Origin of the sequence: Ureibacillus sp. MALMAid1270 (assembly GCF_049202975.1) — a bacterium.
Classification (GTDB): Bacteria; Bacillota; Bacilli; order Bacillales_A; family Planococcaceae; genus Ureibacillus.
Genome location: NZ_JBMIRP010000063.1, coordinates 1 through 18,863 on the forward strand (window position 1 = coordinate 1; position 18,863 = coordinate 18,863).

An 18,863-nucleotide genomic window follows, 5' to 3' on the forward strand; every position below is an offset into this window, starting at 1 on the left:
GAGGAAATATTTTGATAATTAATTTCCAGTTTTAAAAAAATGAACATTAAAAAATCCCACCTAAAATAGGAGGGATGAAATAAATTGGTTTGAGTAAAATCCTTGAACCACAAAGCTCGGCGAATGCCGAGAGTCTATTTAGTTGATAGGAGGGTAAGTGATATCATAAGGAAAATTACAAATGAACTATCTGGTATAAATATTAGAACTGACGAAGACGCAGACCGTGCTATGAAAGTGTTAAGGAAGTATGTGGTATTTGAATAGAAAAGAGGTAGGGATAAACTCCTTGCCTTTTTTGTTGTTTAGAAACAGCACATGCATTAAAAGGGGCGACTGGGCATAGGTGGTTTTATATTTAACACTGTGATTTTAAAGATTTGGGTGTTTTTGCTTGTTATTTATACTACAGACTTCTTTCTACTATTATTTTATAGAGGTTGTCTACTTATTTATGCTAATGTTAAATGGTGGATATTTAAGACTATTGGAGGATTGTTGAAGTGTATATTTCTCATATCTCAATCAAAAATTATCGGAATTTTGGGAACGAACCCTTTGCGACTAAGTTAAAAAAGTTTACGACTATAATTGGTGAAAACAACATTGGTAAAACTAATTTACTAGAATCAATAGGTCTCATTTTAAGTCAGGATATTACAATGTTAAGAAAACGAATGTTGCAGTTGGATGATATAAACTATAAATCTAGAATCAAATTCAAGGAGGATGTATTAGATACAACGATTACTCCCGAAAATGTTAAATTTCCAGAAGTAGAAGTTCAACTCACATTTGAGGAGATGGATACTAAACAATTATCAGTTGTTGGTGATTGGTTTTCTGACAACTCTATGAATAAGGCAAAACTGACGTATTTGTTTAAACCTTCTAACGGCTTTAATTGTAAAGAGTGGGTTGAACAACAAAGAGAATATATACAAAAGTTAAAAGAAGAGAATAAAGAGTGGCAAGAAGAGAAACTTTTAAATTTTATAGAATTTCCAATAAAAAAATATCAATATCTCATTTATGGTGGAAATGATAGTACTAATCGTGTTGATCCTTATTTCCTTGGAATGTTGAAACTAGAACTACTGGATGCTCTTCGTGATGCAAAAAGGGAGTTAATTGCTAACGGTGATTACAAATTGTTATTTAGGGTTCTAAATCAAAATGACGAAACAGCCTATGAAGACATAAAGGGAGTTCTGAGCAATCTTGATGAAAAAATTAAAGATAACGAACAACTGAAAAATATAAGAAAGACCCTGATAGAGCAATTAGAAAAGATATCATTGCAAGAAACAACAGGCGGTAATAATGTTGATTTTCACTTTTCAACATTAGAAACAGGAGAAATTCTAAAAAAGTTAAGCCTAATCTATGGTCAAGAGCCAATCAGCATTGATAGAAATGGATTGGGAAGAAATAACCTTTTATATATTTCCTTAATCCTTTCCCGCTTGGCACCAGATGATAATATTGAGACATGCTTCCGAATTGTAGGTATCGAAGAGCCTGAAGCACATTTGCACCCGCATTTACAAAGGCATCTTGCTAGCAATATACAATCAATAAATGAAAAAAGAGAAGATTTGCAGATTATATTAACTTCGCATTCTACCCATATAACAAGTGCTTTAAACATGGACAATATGGTAGTTTTATTTAATGAAAGTGGTAAAGTAAAAGAACATTTTTTACTTGATGGGTTTGGGAATGATAAAAAGGGGAAAGTTCACCGGCATTATCTTGAGAAGTACTTAGATGCTACAAAGTCTAGTATGTTCTATGCACGAAAGATCATTTTGGTAGAAGGAATTGCAGAAGAAATTATTGTACCTGTGCTTTACCAATTATTTTCTCAAAAATCAATAGAAAGTATAGGCTGCAACATAGTTAATGTAAACGGAGTTGCTTTTAAGCACTTCTTAGAGATTGTAAAAAATGGTTATTTTATTAAATGTGTAGTGCTTACAGATGGAGATGTTGGAAAGAAGACGGAAAATCGTGCGGATAATCTAAAAAAGGAATATGAAACTACAAATAGCCCTATAAAAGTTGAAGTGAACAAAGAGACATTTGAAAAGGAATTAATAAGTGCTAACAAAAGTGGTAAAGGTAAAGAATTATTATTAAATGCACTGAAAGCAACTAGACCTATAAACGGACCAAAATACATTGCAGAAATTGGGGACAAGGAAATTGATACAAATTCATTTTTTGAATTAGTAGAGAATTATAAATCTGAATTTGCCTTTAATCTTTGTGACGAATTAAAGAAAGAAAATGTGGAATTCAAAATCCCAACGTATATTAAAAACGCATTCGAGTTTATAAAGGGGTAAAGTTTATGGCTGAAAAATTAAAACCCACACTAGTCATTGCTGGACCGGGTGCGGGGAAAACTCATTATATTATTGAAAAAGTAATCAATAGACTGCCATTGCTCGAACATCATAGATTTCTTGCTGTAATTACGTACACAAACTCTGCAACTAATGAAATTAAGGAACGCTTGATGGAGAAAACGGTTATTCCACCAAATGTCTTTATTGGAACTATTCATAGTTTTTTAGTGCGTTTTATACTTAAACCATTTGGGGTTGTTCAAGGTGTTTTACCAGAGCAAGTTGTTTATAAAGATGTAAGTATAAAGGCCAATGACAGGAAAGAAGAGAACATTATTAAGAATAATATCGTGAAAAAGGGAGTAGTACCCTATGAAAAAATTGTGTCATTATCTAGTAATTTATTAAAAGAAAACAAAAAGATTAGAGAACTTGTTTCTCAAAGGCTACAATTTTTATTTGTGGATGAATTTCAAGATGCAAACTCAGGACAGTTTAATATTTTTGAAGAAATAAGAAAAGCATCCGCAACGGAAATGTATTTTGTAGGCGATCCAGAGCAAAGTATCATGACTTTTCAAAATCAAGGTAATCAGATCCAGACTTTAGATAAGCGGCCAATATATAAGGCCATTAACAGTGGAACTATTAATAAGGAATATCTAGATAGTAATAATAGGTCAAGTTCAACCATTATTAATTTTATCAATAACTTCCATACCTCAATCATTCAACAAAAAACAAATAAAGAGAATAATACAAATAATAAAGTGACTTTCATTGCCGACACTTATGATTTACGGGAGATTATTAATTCATTTAATTCTCTATGCAATGATAGAACCGTATGTGAAAACAACCCATTAACAAGATTCTTTTTGGGTTACAGACGCAGCACATTTAAGACAGTTGAAAATGAATATGGATTGGTTCAAAAAGATGATAGCGATTCTAATTCAATACAGTTATTAAAAGAATGTTCAACATTCATCTGTGAAATTTTAAATAGAAGCAGGACAAGTATTATGGAGGACTTGGAAATAGATGATCTAACGTATAGACAACTCTGTTTCAAATTAGTAGAAAGCATTAAATCAAATCCATTCATAAATAGCAGTGAGATAATCTCGTTGATAAAAACAAACTTCAAATGCGATCCGTATAAGTCTGTTCATAAAAAAGTACAACATAATCCAGACCATATTGCAGAAGGATTTATTAACAAGATAAATCTTGAACTGCAGTACTTTAGTAGTATTAAAGAAATTAAAGATTTTCATCTTACCATTCACAAATCGAAGGGATTACTGGCTGATGCTGTTCTAGTAATTGCAAAGAGTAAAAATGAGTTGAAAAAATGGATAGAAGTGGACAAGCAATTAAGGTTTGAGGACAAGCAAGATACTTGTAGAGTTGGATATGTAGCATTTAGTAGAGCAAAAGAATTTTTATGTATTGCTTGTTTAGAAGAAATTGATGATGAATTAAAAAAGAACTTAACCCTCTTAAATGTAGATATGGTTCCAGCAATTGGGGAAAAGGAGAAGCAACCAATATGAGCCTTATACAAGAAGGTATAAATTTTCTAAATGAAAATAATGGAGCATTAACAGTATTGATAAATATTTTATTGGTCTCGATTACTGGGGTATATGTCTATTTAACGGCAAGTCTCTCTAAGGCATCAAATAAAACAATCGAGCATTCTTATAATGAATATAAAGATAGAAAATACAAGGAAGAGACTGTAAAAAAGAACCTTATTTACTTAGTTAATAGTGAAATATACATGAATTCATTTATATATGTTTTTTCACAGTACTATCTGCAAAATGGAGAGAACATAAATTTAAAGGAAAAACTAAGACATTATTTTATTAGTGGTGGGGTTTCGATTGACAAGACTTCAAGGGGGCATATAGTAGTTCATACAAGAATAGATACTTGGAAAGAAATTAATGCGCAATGCGCACAATATTTTTCTAATTCCCTTATGCAGGAATTGACTGGATATTATACGGGAGTTGAACATTCTAAAATTTATTCTGTTAATGGAATGTCCAACCAGAATTTTATTGAATTCTGTAAAGGTCAACTTATCTCTACATATAAATGCTTGGAGTTACTAAAACAAGAAGATCCGGACTTGCGCATTGGTGAAGAATATAGCATTGATGGAAAGGTTCTTACTGTAAATAAGGAAACAGGTACTCTTATTGAAATGAATAAGTATTTGGAACAAGTAGTTTCAAAATAAGTTGTAGTAGGATTGTAACGTTACTTTCGGTGGGGAAATATCCGAAATCAAAGCATTTAAATGGAAATTGAATACCAAAGTGTTTCTGGCATTTAAATGATGTAGGTTTTGGCAGTATGATTATAAATTATTTTGAATCATTTCTCAATACATTAACGTATAAACGCTTGTATTTATACATAATTGTAAGGCAGTGTTTTTTGTATTAACCGGCAGGATAATTTAACAAAGTTTGTATTAGAATTGGGACTTTTCCAATTCTTTTTTTATATAAATTTTGTAATTTTATTCAAATGCATATTTGAATAATAAAATGAATTTGATATAATACATTCAAATGAATGTTTGAATAAAGGAGTGATTGTTATGGAATTAAATAAAATCGAATTTTATTTGATGAATAATCCAATGAGGAAATGGCTTCAAAAGAACATTGAGTTTAAAACCTTTAAAGAGTTTTTAGATAAGAATAATCTTTCTTTGGAGGGAAAAGTAGTATTAGATGCTGGGTGTGGATCAGGATATAGTACAAAGTTAATTCAAGAATTTAGTCCTGCTGAATTGATAGGGTTCGATATTATGCCATCACAAATTGAAAAGGCAAAACAAGCATATCCTGAATTAAATTTCTTTGTTGGCAGCGTGTTAGAAACACATTTAGACTCCGATAAGTTTGATGCTGTTCTTGTTTTCGGAATTCTGCATCATATTCCTCAATGGAAGGATGCTATTACAGAACTTTATCGAGTGTTAAAGTCTGGAGGGGTACTTTTAGTCGAAGATTTGAATAAAGATGCTTCTCATTTTTTTGCCACTTATTTTAAATTAGATCATCCGCCAGAAGCCTACTTTACTTGGGATGAATTTACAGATCATCTTGAGGAAACAGGGTTCGATATTTTAGAACAAAAAAGAATTATTTCAAAGGGAGTCGGGTCTTTCCTTTGTTTAAAAAATTAAAAATTAAAATTTTGGAGGTAAATAAATGGTAACAACGATACTTACAGCCGCAACTATTTATGTAGCGACAGGGATTGATTATCTTGTTATTTTAATTCTATTGTTTTCGCAAATAAAAAAAGGACAGGAAAGACATATTTGGATAGGAAAGTATGTTGGAACGATAATTGTTATAGGAGCAAGTCTTTTAGTTTCTCTAGGTGTTGCCAACTTGATCCCTCAACAATGGGTTATAGGACTTCTTGGACTTTTACCAATTTACTTAGGAATAAAAATATGGATTAAAGGAGAACAAGATGAAGATGAAAGCAACATTTTGTCCTTATTTTCATCAGGTAGGTTTAATCAATTATTTCTAACGGTCACTTTTATTGTATTGTCTTCCAGTGTGGATGACTTTTCCATTTATATACCGTATTTCACAACATTAAATGGGACTGAAATCATTGTCTCTATTATTGTCTTTTTAATAATGATTGGGGTTTTACTCTACGTGGGCTATCGTTTAGCACACTTGGAATTCGTATCGGAAAAAATAGAAAAGTATGAACGTTGGATTGTTCCAATTGTCTTTATAGGATTAGGAATTTATATTATGTATGAAAATGGGACATTCAATGCCTTGTTCTCATTCCTATTTTAACAAACAGGTAATTGGGTTGAATCAGACGAAAGCAGTTAAGAAAAAGTGCTTGGATTTTTTATCCAAGCATTTTTGTTTTTATTTCATTCAAATAAATGTTTGAATAACGATAAAAAAGGGTTATAATATATTCAAATGAATATTTGAATGAAAAGGGAGTGAAACTAATGGGTAAGAAGGATACTTGTGAAATTTATTGTTATGACGAAGAAAAAGTTAATCGAATACAAGGCGAATTAGAAAAAGAGGATATGTCTAGTGTTGCCTTATTATTTAAAGCACTTGCAGATGAAAACAGAGCAAAAATATCCTTTGCTTTATGTCAAGATGACGAACTATGTGTGTGTGATGTCGCCAATATTATAGGTTCTACCGTTGCAACAGCATCTCATCACCTACGAACTCTTCATAAACAAGGGATTGTAAAATACCGAAAAGAAGGCAAATTAGCGTTTTACTCACTAGATGATGACCACATCAAGCAATTAATCACTATTGCGTTAGCACATAAGAAAGAGGTGAAAGTCAATGTCTAATCAACAACCCAATTTAACTGAAGAAGAAATGAAAGCATATCGTGTTCAAGGATTTACTTGTGTAAATTGTGCAGCCATTTTTGAAAATAATGTAAAAGAATTGCCCGGTGTTGATGATGCGAAAGTAAATTTTGGAGCATCTAAAGTGTATGTGAAAGGTACTGCAACGATTGAAGAACTAGAAAAAGCAGGAGCATTTGAAAATTTAAAGATTCGGGATGAAAAAGAACAGAGAGTAGAACGTGAACCATTCTGGAAGCAAAAAGAAAATATTAAGGTCTATATTTCAGCGATATTACTGTTGATTAGTTGGTTTTTAGGGGCGCAATACGGGGAAGAGCATATTCTTCCAACTATTGGTTATGCAGCATCCATGTTAATTGGTGGATATTCGCTGTTTATTAAAGGTCTAAAAAATTTAAGCAGATTACAATTTGATATGAATACACTAATGACGATTGCCATTATAGGTGCTGCAATCATTGGTGAATGGGGTGAAGGTGCAACTGTTGTTATCCTATTTGCGATTAGTGAAGCATTAGAGCGCTATTCAATGGATAAGGCTCGTCAATCCATTGAATCATTGATGGATATTGCTCCAAAAGAAGCATTAGTCCGTCGTGGGAATGAAGAAATGATAATCCACGTTGATGATGTTCAAGTTGGAGACATTATGATTGTAAAACCGGGTCAAAAGTTAGCAATGGATGGAGTAGTTATCAAAGGAACTTCAACATTAAATCAGGCTGCAATTACTGGGGAAAGTGTTCCGGTAACAAAAACAATTGATGATGAAGTGTTTGCGGGAACATTAAATGAAGAAGGATTGCTCGAAGTTAAAGTAACCAAACGAGTGGAAGATACTACTCTTTCAAAAATTATTCATCTTGTAGAAGAAGCACAAGCAGAACGAGCACCTTCTCAAGCATTTGTCGATAAATTTGCGAAATACTATACACCATCTATTATGATTTTGGCCCTTTTAATCGCTGTTATACCTCCATTATTTGGTGGGGATTGGAGTGAATGGATTTATCAAGGGTTGGCAGTTTTAGTTGTTGGTTGTCCGTGTGCTTTAGTTGTTTCCACGCCGGTATCGATTGTTACTGCTATTGGAAATGCAGCGAAAAATGGTGTTTTAATTAAAGGTGGTATTCATTTAGAAGAAGCAGGAGCCCTTAAAGCCATTGCTTTTGATAAAACAGGAACATTAACAAAAGGAATTCCTACTGTAACAGACATCGTGACATATGGTGACGATAAAAACGAATTGCTTGCAGTTACAGCAGCCATTGAAAAAGGATCACAACATCCACTTGCTTCAGCCATTATAAGAAAAGCAGAAGAAAACGGCTTGAACTTTAATGGAATGTCGGTAGAAGACTTTCAATCAATTACGGGTAAAGGTGTAAAAGCAAGAGTAAATAATGAAATGTATTATGTCGGAAGTCCAAATTTGTTTGAAGAATTGCATCAAACAATTGAAAGTACCATTCAAGAGAAAATTACTCGTATGCAAATAGAAGGAAAAACGGTGATGGTTTTGGGAACGGATAAAGAAATCCTTTCGCTAATTGCCGTAGCAGATGAAATGAGAGAAACATCAAAAGAAGTCATCAACAAATTGAATCATATGGGAATTGAAACAGTAATGCTGACTGGTGACAATAAACGAACAGCAGAAGCCATTGGGAAACAGGTTGGAGTTTCAGATATTAAAGCCGATTTACTTCCAGAAGATAAATTAAACTTTATTAAAGAACTTCGTGGAAAGCATCAAAGTGTGGCAATGGTAGGAGATGGTGTAAATGATGCACCAGCACTTGCGGCTTCAACGGTCGGTGTAGCGATGGGTGGTGCTGGAACTGATACAGCACTAGAAACAGCCGATATTGCATTAATGTCTGATGATTTAAGCAAGTTGCCATATACCATTAAATTAAGCCGTAAGGCATTAACCATTATCAAGCAAAACATTACCTTCTCTTTAGCCATTAAATTAGTGGCATTACTATTAGTTATGCCCGGATGGTTGACCCTATGGATTGCTATATTTGCCGATATGGGCGCAACATTGCTTGTTACATTAAACAGTTTAAGATTACTAAAGGTTAAAGAATAAAAATAAGGTTTCATAGCAAGGGAAAATTTTTGTTCCCTTGCCTTTTTGCCTAGTGTAATTCTTATTAAACTAAAGGGTGCGTTGATCCGACAATGATTTACGCTCTTTTTGTTGAAGTTATTACTATAGGGCGGTTTAAATAAAGGTGGGAGAACGATGGATCGTTGTAGTAGTAAGGTTAATGAAGTGGTAACGGAAAATAATGGTGCTTGCCCATCTTGTAATAATAAAGCAAAAAACGTAAAGTTGATTACACTAAAATCATTACTTAAACCGACTGCATTAGAAACTTTAAATGCGAATGTAAATCACTATTTCTGTTTAAGTAAAGAGTGTGATGTAGTTTATTTTGATGCTGATAATAAGAAATATCTTACATCTGACATAAAGGTAGCAGTACATCAAAAAGATGACTATGTAATAACACCTATTTGCTATTGCTTTGACTGGACAAAAGAGAAAATTAAGAAATATGTAAAACAAGAACTTTCTCCTAATCCAATTGAACATATTCGAGAAAACATAAAGGAAAACCGATGTGGTTGTGAGGTAAACAATCCACAAGGAAGTTGCTGTTTGGGTAATGTTACAAAGTATATAAAAAGTATTAAAAGTTAATTTGAATCTTCAACTAACGTCCCTTATATATAGTATCCTTTTCAAAGCACTGATATGGTGCACCCTTTATACTGTTTACATGTAACCATAGAAAAGCGTTTAAGGACTTAACTTGGAGACTCTGTGGGTATGATTTGTCTTGAAAGGCTGAAGCACGTGTTTCAGTAGGCAAACCAGCCTATCATACCCACCCCTCCAAGTAAAGCCCTATCGTTGTTTACGTTGAAAACTATTATTTACTAAATATAATAAGTAAAAATAGTTAGTAAATAGGCTGTTTTTATATCTTCATTTACGTTGAATTAGGTCAAATACCATACTACATATAATGGTGCGTTACTTCATAAAGAGCCTAAATACATTACTTTCGTATTTTGGCTCTTTTTACATTCATAAAAGATAATGCCATTTATAGCATTTTTTAATTCCCAAATACATACCAAAGCGCTCCTTTCTTTTTTATATTGGTTTCAATAGAAATGCTTACTCAATTAGTGATAGTCTATATTATTTCTGTCGTTTCTTTTTCTACAAATTGTACACATATAAATATGTTGAATCAGAATAAAGTTTGCAGAATGAGAAAAAAGTCTGCATAAGAAGAAAAAAGTTTGCAAGAAGTCTCGTGGGTGTATCCATAGTATGGGTATATTCACGGGGTTTTTTTATGTTTTTTATAGGCTAGCAAAGGTTTTTCGTGGGGGTTAAGGTATCCCTTTCGGGTTAGATAATATCTAAGAATAAAGACATCACAAGGGGTGTTCGTGTATCACTTTGAATGAGTAGTAATAGAACCAAACCAATTAAGGAAAGCCCACGTCCAGCAACGTGCAACACGCCACAAGCAAGGTTCTCGCCCATAAAAAAACAAATAAATATATAAATAATTAGGCATAGGTCAATTTGGTAAGTATGGGGAATGGCGGTGGTACAGGGGAAACCGCAAGGTATAGTAGAGTGCTCCATCTTTCAAGGGAAGCCCACGTCCAGCAACGTGTAACAAGCCCCAAACAAGGTCCTCGCCCTTAAAAATAAATATATATAAATAATTAGGTATAGGCCACGAGGTAAGTATGGGGATGGTGGTGGTAAGGCAAAACCGTAAGGTTTAGTAGAGTGCTTCATCTTCCAAGGGAAGTTCACTTCCATGAAGGTATACCGTGCTTCAAACATAAGCACTCGCCCATAAAGAAATAATTAAAAATAAAAATAAATAATTATGTATGGGTAACGTGGAAAGTATGGGATTGACGGTGGTATATGAGAAACCGTAAGTGCTAGGTATGAAGTAGATGGATGAAAGGTATCTTCGATACCATATTTATTGGCGAGATGCGAATATCATTACTGAAACACCCACTAAACAGATACTAGCACCTATCCAAACGTATAAATCAGGTGTACCCCATCCTCATATACGGAAGGACTCCTCCGAAAACACCTCAATAAATGGCTTACTTTTCTTCAACAATAGCCAAATTAGATTCCACTCCATCAATTTCGGCAATTCCAACAAATATAAAAAATACAATTGCATAGGCACCTCATTAGAAGGCAAGAATCGGTTATGGTACAGGGGGCACCGTTAGGTGCCCTAATTGGGTTTTGGTCACTCCTCTAATATGGTGATCTCCCCACTATGTCTAAGCAAACTTTATTCTTATCATTTTTATTTTTCGAGTTCATTTTCGGCAGAAAACCGGCAAATCTTTGAGCAAACTTTATTCTCATTAAAAAAGTTGGGTAATGCCTTTGAAGTCAGATGTGGCAAGGGGTGAACGTGATTTCTCGCTTCTGCAAACTTTATTCTAATTTAACATAGTTACAAAAAGTTATTTGCAGTAAATATCTTAGGTGGTAGAAGAATGATAATAATGTTCCCTTAAAATCATAAAAAAGATTGCTGAGGGATATTGAATGTGTCTAACCGGCCCGTTAGAATCGAGTTACTAAAATTCACCTTATCGTAGTAGAGGAAGTGAAAAATGACTAAACGTAATCAATCTTGGAATGAGAATAAATATAATCGGTTTGTTAAAGAAGGACGGGGACAGGGAGCAGGTAAGGAATATAAACCATGGTTGACTATTCAGGATTTTCCTTCTATGGGGAGAGTATCACGAATACTAGGGTGGAAGAGTGGTAGAGTACATCATTTATTTTCAGATTTGCAGGCTCGCTACTTTTATATGCTGGAGTGGGAAGATACAGTTGTTGACATTCGAGAACATTATCCCCTGTTAGACCTTGAAGATGCTATTCAACATAAATCAGATTTGAATTTCAAACTATTTACAGATAAAGATAGTGGATATCCATATACCCTAAGCACTAATTTCCTAATAACGATAAACAGAGCAGATGGAGTTAATTTGCAATTAGCCAGAAGCATAAAAATGGCTTCGGAACTTGAGAAGAAAAAGACATTGGAAAGATTAGAGATTGAACGCCGATATTGGACGGAAAAAGGAATAGACTGGGGAGTTGTTACTCAAAAAGAAATTTCTAATGTGCTTGCAAAAAATATTGAATGGGTCCATTCCTGCTTATATTCATATGCTGAAAGAGGTTTTACACAGGATGAACTGATTTATTTAGGCAACTCTTTAATAGAAAGATTAGTAGATGCCAAGCATTCAATTAGAAAGATTACCGCTGACTTTGACAAGGAATTTAATTACGATTCAGGAACAGCGTTGTTTGTGTTTAAGTTTTTAATTGCTTCCAAACAGATTGGGATAGATATGACTAACCAAATTGACGTAAATCTATCCAATCCAACAATAGAAGTAAAGTCACGAGTTACGAATGAGGAGGTAAAAAGAAAATGCTTGTAGTTAATAATCTTATTTCCTTTACTGATTCAGAAAACGAGAAAGTAGTAGAAAGGGTATTATGGCTTAATAAAGAACATGATTATGGGTATTTTTTTAATATTCATACCACCTCTTTGCCCTATGAAAGGAATATTTCAGAAGTGGAAGAGGGGCTTAACAAGGGTATCATAATTCTTGTTGAAAAGGACCCATTCAGTCGGTTGATAAATGAAAATGATATTCCTGAAAAACATCTGTCCTTACGTGACAGTACTTGGGAAATTATAAAGGATATTGTGAAGTTAGAGCCATTTGTCTACCACTCTGCAGAAAGAAGAAAATTAATTCTAAAAAAGAGTGAAGCCCACAATATTCATGAAAGTACTATTATCCGCTATTTAAAGAAGTATTGGCAACGCGGTAAAACAAAAAATGCCCTTTTACCTGACTATTATCTGTGTGGAGGTAAAGGTAAGGAAAAGAAGGCTAATGAGGTAAAAAGAGGAAGGCCTAGAAAGCATGGACAGGTAACAGGCGAAGGAATAAATATTGATGAAAATATCAAAAAAATATTTAGGTCTGCTATAAACAAGCATTATTACTCCGCTGCCGAAAAATCACTAACTCTTACCTACGAACTAATGTTAAAAGAGTATTTTAGTATGGATAGTAAAGTGAAAGGAAATGTTGAAATACCAGTAATAAAATCCTATGGAGAGTTACCATCACTAAATCAGTTTAGGTATTGGTTTGAAAAGGAAAGAGACATCAAAAAAGAAATCGGCCAGAGAAAAGGTCGAAAAAATTATGAACAAAATCATAGAGCAATTATTGGGGAATCTACAACAGAAGCATTAGGCCCCGGTGCAGTTTATCAGATTGACGCAACAGTTGGCGACTTGTACTTGTTATCAAGATTTAACCGGGATTGGATAATTGGACGACCTATAATTTATTCTGTAATGGATGTTTATAGCAGAATGATCGTTGGTCTATATATTGGATTGGAAGGTCCATCATGGGCGGGTGCAATGATGGCTTTGGCTAATGCTGCTTCTGATAAAGTAAGTTTTTGTCGGGACTTCGGAATTGAGATTGAAAAACATGAGTGGCCAGTCGCACATCTTCCAGAATCTATATTGGCTGACCGAGGAGAATTAGAGGGAAGTAAAGTTGAGCCCCTAATTAATAACTTCGGAATAAAAATTTTAAATACACCTTCTTACAGGGCTGACTTAAAGGGAATAATTGAACAACATTTTCGAGTGACCAATACAAGAACGAAGGCTTTTCTACCGGGTGCTGTAAAGCCTGTTAAAGAACGTGGTGATCGTGATTACCGTTTGGAGGCACAGTTGGATATTTACCAGTTTACTCAAGTGATTATCAAATGTGTTTTATATCATAATAATCAACATTATCTTACAAACTATCAGCGTGAAGAAATGATGGTGGAGGACGGAATAGAGTCTATTCCAATACAACTCTGGAAATGGGGGATAAACAACAAATCTGGAAAGTTACGTCATGTTTCAGAGGATGTTGTAAAACTCAATCTCATGCCAACGGGCAAGGCTACCGTAACTGCAAAGGGGATTGCGTATAAAGGATTACTCTATGGTTCAAAACAGTCTTTAAAGGAAAGATGGTTTGAAAAGGCACGGAACCGGGGCACTTGGAAAATTGAAATAAGTTATGATCCAAGAAATATGGATTATTTATATTTACGGGATGAAAATGGTTTGAGTTTTGATAAATGCTTTTTATTGGAACATCAGCAACGATATAAGGGCAAGGTAGTTGAAGAAATTAATTACTTGCTAGAATACGAAAAACTGAAAGAAAAGCAGAACAAAGAGAAAGTAATACAGTCAAAAGTTGATTTAAACACTGAAATTGAAGAGATTGTAAAACAGGCTAAATTGGAAACATCTCAAAAACAAACGGATGTAATTAGTAAAAGGGGCAGAATAGGGAGCATTCGAGCAAACCGTGCAGTTGAAAAAATGATACAACGTGATGAAGAGACTTTTGAATTAAATAAAGTTAATATAGAAAACTCTAAGATTGTTCCTTTTAATCAATCAGAAAGTGATGAATTTATGGGAGATTCAGGGTTTGATTTGTTGTTGAGAAAGCAGAAGGAGGCTTTAAAAAAGAAAGATGAATAAAATTATTATTCCAAATGGCAGTGATGCTGTTGTTGCTGAATACGGGGAACAGGTTATCAAGGAATATAGTGGGAATCCTTTCATTGAAGCACTTCCTTCTATACTCTCTACAGAGGAAGCCATTGAAAAAATGGCTATATATGCTGAATACAACCCAAAAGAAAGAATGCTAGATAAACATTATCGCATTCATTTGGTTCAAAGATTATTCCAATGTTTTCAGCCGTTATGGATACACTTGGATTTGGAAAGTAGAATCTCTAGGGTAATTCGACAGGGATATTTGGCAAGAAATCCTTTTCGAGCCGGGTATGCACAGGGCTTGCAGGAAGGACATCGAAATATCAAAGGATTGCAGAGTGAATTAAGCAATAATAGTGTTTTTAGAACAACTGCAGCAGGTTTTACAATAATCGGTGTAAGTGGCATGGGAAAAACAACTGCTATAAATAGAATTTTGTCCTTATATCCTCAAGTTATTGTTCACAAAGACTATAACGGAATAAATTTCAGTATGTATCAACTTGCATGGCTTAAACTCGATTGTCCTTTTGATTCTTCCTTGAGAGGACTAGCCTTGGAATTTTTTCGAAAGGTCGACGATTTATTGGGAACAGAATATCACAAAAAATTTGGGCTAGGTAGAAAAACGATAAATGATATGTTGGTGATTATGTCTCAAATAGCGAGAAACACAGGGCTGGGTGTTTTAGTTATAGACGAGATTCAGCATTTAAGTAAAGCAAAAAGTGGTGGGGATCAAAAGATGCTGAACTTTTTTGTAACACTAGTTAATACAATTGGTGTTCCAGTTATTTTAGTAGGAACTCCCGCTGGATTGTCTATTTTGCAAAGTGAATTTAGACAGGCAAGGCGGGGAAGTGGTCAAGGAGATATGATTTGGGATAGATTAAAAAACAACCAAAATTGGGAGTTATTGATTAATGCGCTTTGGGGTTATCAATGGACCAAGAAGCAGATACCTTTAACAGATGATTTTAAAAATACCTTGTATGAGGAAAGCCAAGGTATTATTGATATCGCGGTAAAACTTTATGCCATGGGTCAAATTGAGGCCATTATGACAGGTAGGGAAGAAATAACACCAGAAATCATTAGTCAAGTGGCTAATAAGCATTTACAACTTGTTAAACCAATGATTCAGGCTTTGAAGTCGGGCAACATTAGTAAGATTGCAAAGTTTGAGGATATCAGTACAGTGGATGTAGATTTTTTAGGATTTTTGGATAGAGAAAGGGCTTCTATTGATTTGCAAATGAAGATGGAGGCAATAAAAAGAACGCAAAAGAAAAAAGAACAAGAAATGAGTATATCCATTAAAGAAAAGGCAATTTTGAAACTAATAGAATTGGATTTTGAACCAAACGAGGTTCAAAAGGTTGTAGAGGAAATTACTGAAAAAGAGGGGAATTTGGATATAAACGAATTGGTTGTGAGAGCCATTCAGGGAATATCTGCTGCATATAAACGAAAGAAAAGGTCAAAGAAGGAAGAATCTTCGGTAGTGAATGATATAAGGAATTTAGTTATTGAGGGACGAAAAGAGAACAAGACAGCGTATGAAATTCTTAGTAATGGTGGCTTTATTAAAAGTCATGAAAACGATTTTGGTCAGACAGGGTGATGGGAAATGATGACCTTCTTTCCTGTCCCGTATAAAGACGAACTTTTATACAGTGTTTTGGCGAGATACCACGTACGTAGTGGAAACGTCAGTATCAAAGCGACACAAAAGGATATATACGGTACTGATAGCATTACAGCAATAATGGACTTGCCTTCTCATATAAAACGTATTATGGAAAACCTTCCCGTTGGGCACCATTATACACCTGAATACTTAATTACAAATCATACACTTTACCCATTCTACTCTGCTTTTCTGCCTTCTGAACATGCTGCTCAAGTTAAAGAATCTATGATTGGGGATAATGGGGGTAGTATTTATAATAGGATTGGTTTGATGGCAAGTTCAGTAAAGTTAAATGAGTATTTTAAATTTTGCCCCAAATGCGCTGATGATGAAATGTATAATCTTGGGGAATTGTATTGGCATAGAATTCATCAAATACCGGGAGTTCTTGTTTGTCCAGAGCATAATACCCCGTTGTATGATAGCCAAGTACCTGTTAGGGGTTATAACAAACATGATTATAGACTAGCCGCTCCTGAAAGTTGCAAAATAGGTCGGTTGGATTCTAATTATACTGACAAAATCATAGAAAAGGCAATCAATATTACAGAAGATATAATACTTCTGTTAAGTAATAAGATGGAGAGTAAGTCGTTGGACTGGTTTAAAGAGCAGTATCAAAGTAGGTTAAAAGAACTTGGTTTTGCAAATGTAAACGGTAGAATAAGACAGAAAGAGTTAATAGGATCTTTTTTGGAATTTTACGGTCGTGGACTACTGGAGATAATGCAATCGGATATTGATAATTATAACAGCAATTGGTTAAACGATATGCTCCGTAGAAACAATAGGACAAGCCACCCTATAAGACACCTATTACTTATTCAGTTCCTTGGAATATCTATTTCCGATCTTTTCAATAAAAAAATCACATATAAACCATTTGGTGAGAAACCTTGGCCATGTCTGAATCCTGCTGCTAGTCATTATATGAGCGATATCGTAACCAACATGGAATTAAAGTATGGCACAGATAGTAAAAATCCCATTGGGATATTTAGGTGCGATTGTGGCTTTGTTTACCTCAGAACAGGCCCAGATTACAAAGATAAAGACAGATACAAAAAAACAAAGATTAAGCAATATGGACCGGTATGGGAAGTCAAATTAAAACAACTTACTGAACAAAGATTAAGTTTAAGGGAAACAGCAAGACAATTAGAGGTAGATCCAGCCACAGTCAAAAAATATGCTAAGAAATTAGGTTTAAAAACATACTGGATAAATAGAAGTGAAGAAGAGGACATAAGTGCAAACTCCATTAAACAGGATTATTCTCATGAGAAAAAAGAAGGGTACAGAGGAGAATGGCTTAATCTAAGAAAACAGTATCCGCACAGCAGTAAAACTGAATTACGCCAATTTAACAATAGAGTGTTTACATGGCTGTACAGAAATGATAGGGATTGGTTGAATCGGAACTCTCCTAAATTAAAATCAATAGTCAATGATAATCATAGGGTTGACTGGGAGTATCGGGATGAGGAAATTTTCAATAATGTAACAGTTGCAGTCAATGATATGTTATCTGTCGAGAAGCCCATACGTATTACGGTAAGTTCAATAGGTAGTAGAATTGGAATTAGGCCACTATTGGAAAAACATCTTGATAAATTGCCAAAGACAAAAAGGTATCTGAAGGGAAAATCTGAGAGTATAAAAGATTTTCAAATTAGAAGGCTACAATGGGCAGTACAGGAGTTACAGGATGACGGACATGATTTATCCTTATGGAGAATTTTCAGGAAGGCAGGGATCAGAAAAGAGTTTCAGGATGAACTACAAGGGGAGACACTAAAATTTGTTCTTGGGAAAAATGATATGAATATATAAGTTTGATATGGATCAAGTTATTCTGATGCTTATATTTATACCGTGATACGATTATAGAACAAAATGAAGGAGAGTAGGATGGTCAGTAATTTGCTATCTTACTCTTTTTAATTCTACCCTCATTAGAAAACACCTCTACCTAGTCTTGGTATTATAATAGTCTATTTATAATAAAATCACCGAAAAAAGAGGGTAAAATTGCCTCTGTAATTCAAGTTAAAGGTCTCTCTATATAATCGTATAGGATTAAAATTTACTCTGTTTTAATAGGCTTTTTTCACAATTAGTTAACGCCATATGAAAATATATCAATAATTTTATTTAATATCGATTTGGCCTTTTTAAATTTATGTTACAACAATATTGGGGGATAAATTGATAATGAAATTGGTTCCCATTGTTAAGGGAGGTGTTGAAAATGATTAATACTAGACAACAAAGATTAGAAGATTTATTAGAAGAATTAAGTATCATCCGTTCATTTTATGAAAGGTTTTGGTCTGACATGTCCGAACAACAACTAGATTATTTAGCAGACATTGAATACCGAGTAGTTAAAGAAATCCGTGTGCTTGAAAAATAATAGGTTTAAATAGTAAAGGGATTCCAATTTAGATTTGGAAGTATTTTGTAAGTCAATATAAATTGGAAAACAAATAATAGAGTGACAGGGAGAGTGAAATACCTTGTAATCAGTAAGATAGAGTCTCGGAATAAATAACAATTTTTCCGGGTGAAATGAACCAAAATTACTGGAAATTGGATTGGAATGGCCTGCACAATCATTATTTTCATTGTATTTTCAAAAATGTCCATGACAAAGAAACCTATTACCATTA

Annotated in this window: 14 protein-coding genes; 13 read left to right on the plus strand and 1 reads right to left on the minus strand. The window is 34.0% G+C overall.

Annotation, left to right across the window (positions count from 1 at the left end):
• The first annotated feature begins 503 nt into the window (after positions 1–503).
• From ACOQFO_RS08325 to ACOQFO_RS08360, 8 genes are all read left to right on the plus strand, one after another.
• Positions 504–2,351 carry an ATP-dependent nuclease gene (locus tag ACOQFO_RS08325; protein ID WP_421689223.1) on the plus strand — a complete coding sequence of 616 codons (1,848 nt, stop codon included), beginning with the start codon at positions 504–506 and terminating at the stop codon, positions 2,349–2,351.
• 5 nt (positions 2,352–2,356) lie between these two features.
• Positions 2,357–3,913, plus strand: a complete 1,557-nt coding sequence (locus ACOQFO_RS08330) for a UvrD-helicase domain-containing protein (protein ID WP_421689224.1) — start codon at positions 2,357–2,359, stop codon at positions 3,911–3,913.
• Positions 3,910–4,611, plus strand: coding sequence for a hypothetical protein (locus tag ACOQFO_RS08335; RefSeq protein ID WP_421689225.1), 702 nt, complete (start codon positions 3,910–3,912; stop codon positions 4,609–4,611). Before ACOQFO_RS08330 ends, ACOQFO_RS08335 begins: the two co-directional genes overlap by 4 nt.
• Positions 4,612–4,977: 366 nt before the next feature.
• A complete protein-coding gene (locus ACOQFO_RS08340; RefSeq protein ID WP_174752324.1) occupies positions 4,978–5,571 on the plus strand; it encodes a class I SAM-dependent methyltransferase in 594 nt (197 codons plus the stop codon).
• A 25-nt stretch (positions 5,572–5,596) separates the two neighbouring features.
• Entirely contained in the window at positions 5,597–6,214 is a 618-nt protein-coding gene (locus tag ACOQFO_RS08345; RefSeq protein WP_174752323.1) for a CadD family cadmium resistance transporter, read from the plus strand.
• Positions 6,215–6,381: 167 nt separating this feature from the next.
• Complete coding sequence (locus tag ACOQFO_RS08350) at positions 6,382–6,750, plus strand: ArsR/SmtB family transcription factor (RefSeq protein WP_066192486.1); 369 nt, start codon at positions 6,382–6,384, stop codon at positions 6,748–6,750.
• Positions 6,743–8,872 (plus strand): heavy metal translocating P-type ATPase, encoded by a 2,130-nt coding sequence (locus ACOQFO_RS08355; RefSeq protein WP_098799334.1) that lies wholly within the window; start codon positions 6,743–6,745, stop codon positions 8,870–8,872. The genes ACOQFO_RS08350 and ACOQFO_RS08355 overlap by 8 nt, the downstream gene beginning before the upstream one ends.
• Positions 8,873–9,028: 156 nt before the next feature.
• Entirely contained in the window at positions 9,029–9,490 is a 462-nt protein-coding gene (locus tag ACOQFO_RS08360; RefSeq protein WP_174752321.1) for a putative iron-sulfur cluster-binding metallochaperone, read from the plus strand.
• A 1,321-nt stretch (positions 9,491–10,811) separates the two neighbouring features.
• Here the strand turns inward: ACOQFO_RS08360 and ACOQFO_RS08365 are convergent.
• Positions 10,812–10,871, minus strand: coding sequence for a hypothetical protein (locus ACOQFO_RS08365; protein WP_220157219.1), 60 nt, complete (start codon positions 10,869–10,871; stop codon positions 10,812–10,814).
• A 604-nt stretch (positions 10,872–11,475) separates the two neighbouring features.
• Here ACOQFO_RS08365 and ACOQFO_RS08370 point away from each other — a divergent pair.
• The 5 genes from ACOQFO_RS08370 (at position 11,476) to ACOQFO_RS08390 (ending at position 18,607) form a co-directional block, all read left to right on the plus strand.
• Entirely contained in the window at positions 11,476–12,327 is an 852-nt protein-coding gene (locus tag ACOQFO_RS08370) for a TnsA endonuclease C-terminal domain-containing protein (protein ID WP_421689226.1), read from the plus strand.
• Positions 12,318–14,477 (plus strand): Mu transposase C-terminal domain-containing protein, encoded by a 2,160-nt coding sequence (locus ACOQFO_RS08375; protein ID WP_421689227.1) that lies wholly within the window; start codon positions 12,318–12,320, stop codon positions 14,475–14,477. Before ACOQFO_RS08370 ends, ACOQFO_RS08375 begins: the two co-directional genes overlap by 10 nt.
• Entirely contained in the window at positions 14,470–16,122 is a 1,653-nt protein-coding gene (locus ACOQFO_RS08380) for an ATP-binding protein (protein ID WP_421689228.1), read from the plus strand. The genes ACOQFO_RS08375 and ACOQFO_RS08380 overlap by 8 nt, the downstream gene beginning before the upstream one ends.
• A gap of 6 nt (positions 16,123–16,128) precedes the next feature.
• The gene (locus ACOQFO_RS08385) at positions 16,129–18,024 is read left to right on the plus strand and encodes a TnsD family transposase (RefSeq protein WP_421689229.1); all 1,896 of its coding nucleotides are present in this window, start codon (positions 16,129–16,131) and stop codon (positions 18,022–18,024) included.
• Between the two features lie 418 nt (positions 18,025–18,442).
• Positions 18,443–18,607, plus strand: coding sequence for a hypothetical protein (locus ACOQFO_RS08390; protein WP_421689230.1), 165 nt, complete (start codon positions 18,443–18,445; stop codon positions 18,605–18,607).
• Positions 18,608–18,863: the final 256 nt, after the last annotated feature.

What these genes read in the sequence shown, in the direction of transcription:
- ACOQFO_RS08330 (WP_421689224.1), top strand. Translation starts at nt 2,357, where the DNA reads ATGGCTGAAAAATTAAAACCCACACTAGTCATTGCTGGACCGGGTGCG.
- ACOQFO_RS08335 (WP_421689225.1), top strand. Translation starts at nt 3,910, where the DNA reads ATGAGCCTTATACAAGAAGGTATAAATTTTCTAAATGAAAATAATGGA.
- ACOQFO_RS08340 (WP_174752324.1), top strand. Translation starts at nt 4,978, where the DNA reads ATGGAATTAAATAAAATCGAATTTTATTTGATGAATAATCCAATGAGG.
- ACOQFO_RS08345 (WP_174752323.1), top strand. Translation starts at nt 5,597, where the DNA reads ATGGTAACAACGATACTTACAGCCGCAACTATTTATGTAGCGACAGGG.
- ACOQFO_RS08350 (WP_066192486.1), top strand. Translation starts at nt 6,382, where the DNA reads ATGGGTAAGAAGGATACTTGTGAAATTTATTGTTATGACGAAGAAAAA.
- ACOQFO_RS08355 (WP_098799334.1), top strand. Translation starts at nt 6,743, where the DNA reads ATGTCTAATCAACAACCCAATTTAACTGAAGAAGAAATGAAAGCATAT.
- ACOQFO_RS08360 (WP_174752321.1), top strand. Translation starts at nt 9,029, where the DNA reads ATGGATCGTTGTAGTAGTAAGGTTAATGAAGTGGTAACGGAAAATAAT.
- ACOQFO_RS08370 (WP_421689226.1), top strand. Translation starts at nt 11,476, where the DNA reads ATGACTAAACGTAATCAATCTTGGAATGAGAATAAATATAATCGGTTT.
- ACOQFO_RS08375 (WP_421689227.1), top strand. Translation starts at nt 12,318, where the DNA reads ATGCTTGTAGTTAATAATCTTATTTCCTTTACTGATTCAGAAAACGAG.
- ACOQFO_RS08380 (WP_421689228.1), top strand. Translation starts at nt 14,470, where the DNA reads ATGAATAAAATTATTATTCCAAATGGCAGTGATGCTGTTGTTGCTGAA.
- ACOQFO_RS08385 (WP_421689229.1), top strand. Translation starts at nt 16,129, where the DNA reads ATGATGACCTTCTTTCCTGTCCCGTATAAAGACGAACTTTTATACAGT.
- ACOQFO_RS08390 (WP_421689230.1), top strand. Translation starts at nt 18,443, where the DNA reads ATGATTAATACTAGACAACAAAGATTAGAAGATTTATTAGAAGAATTA.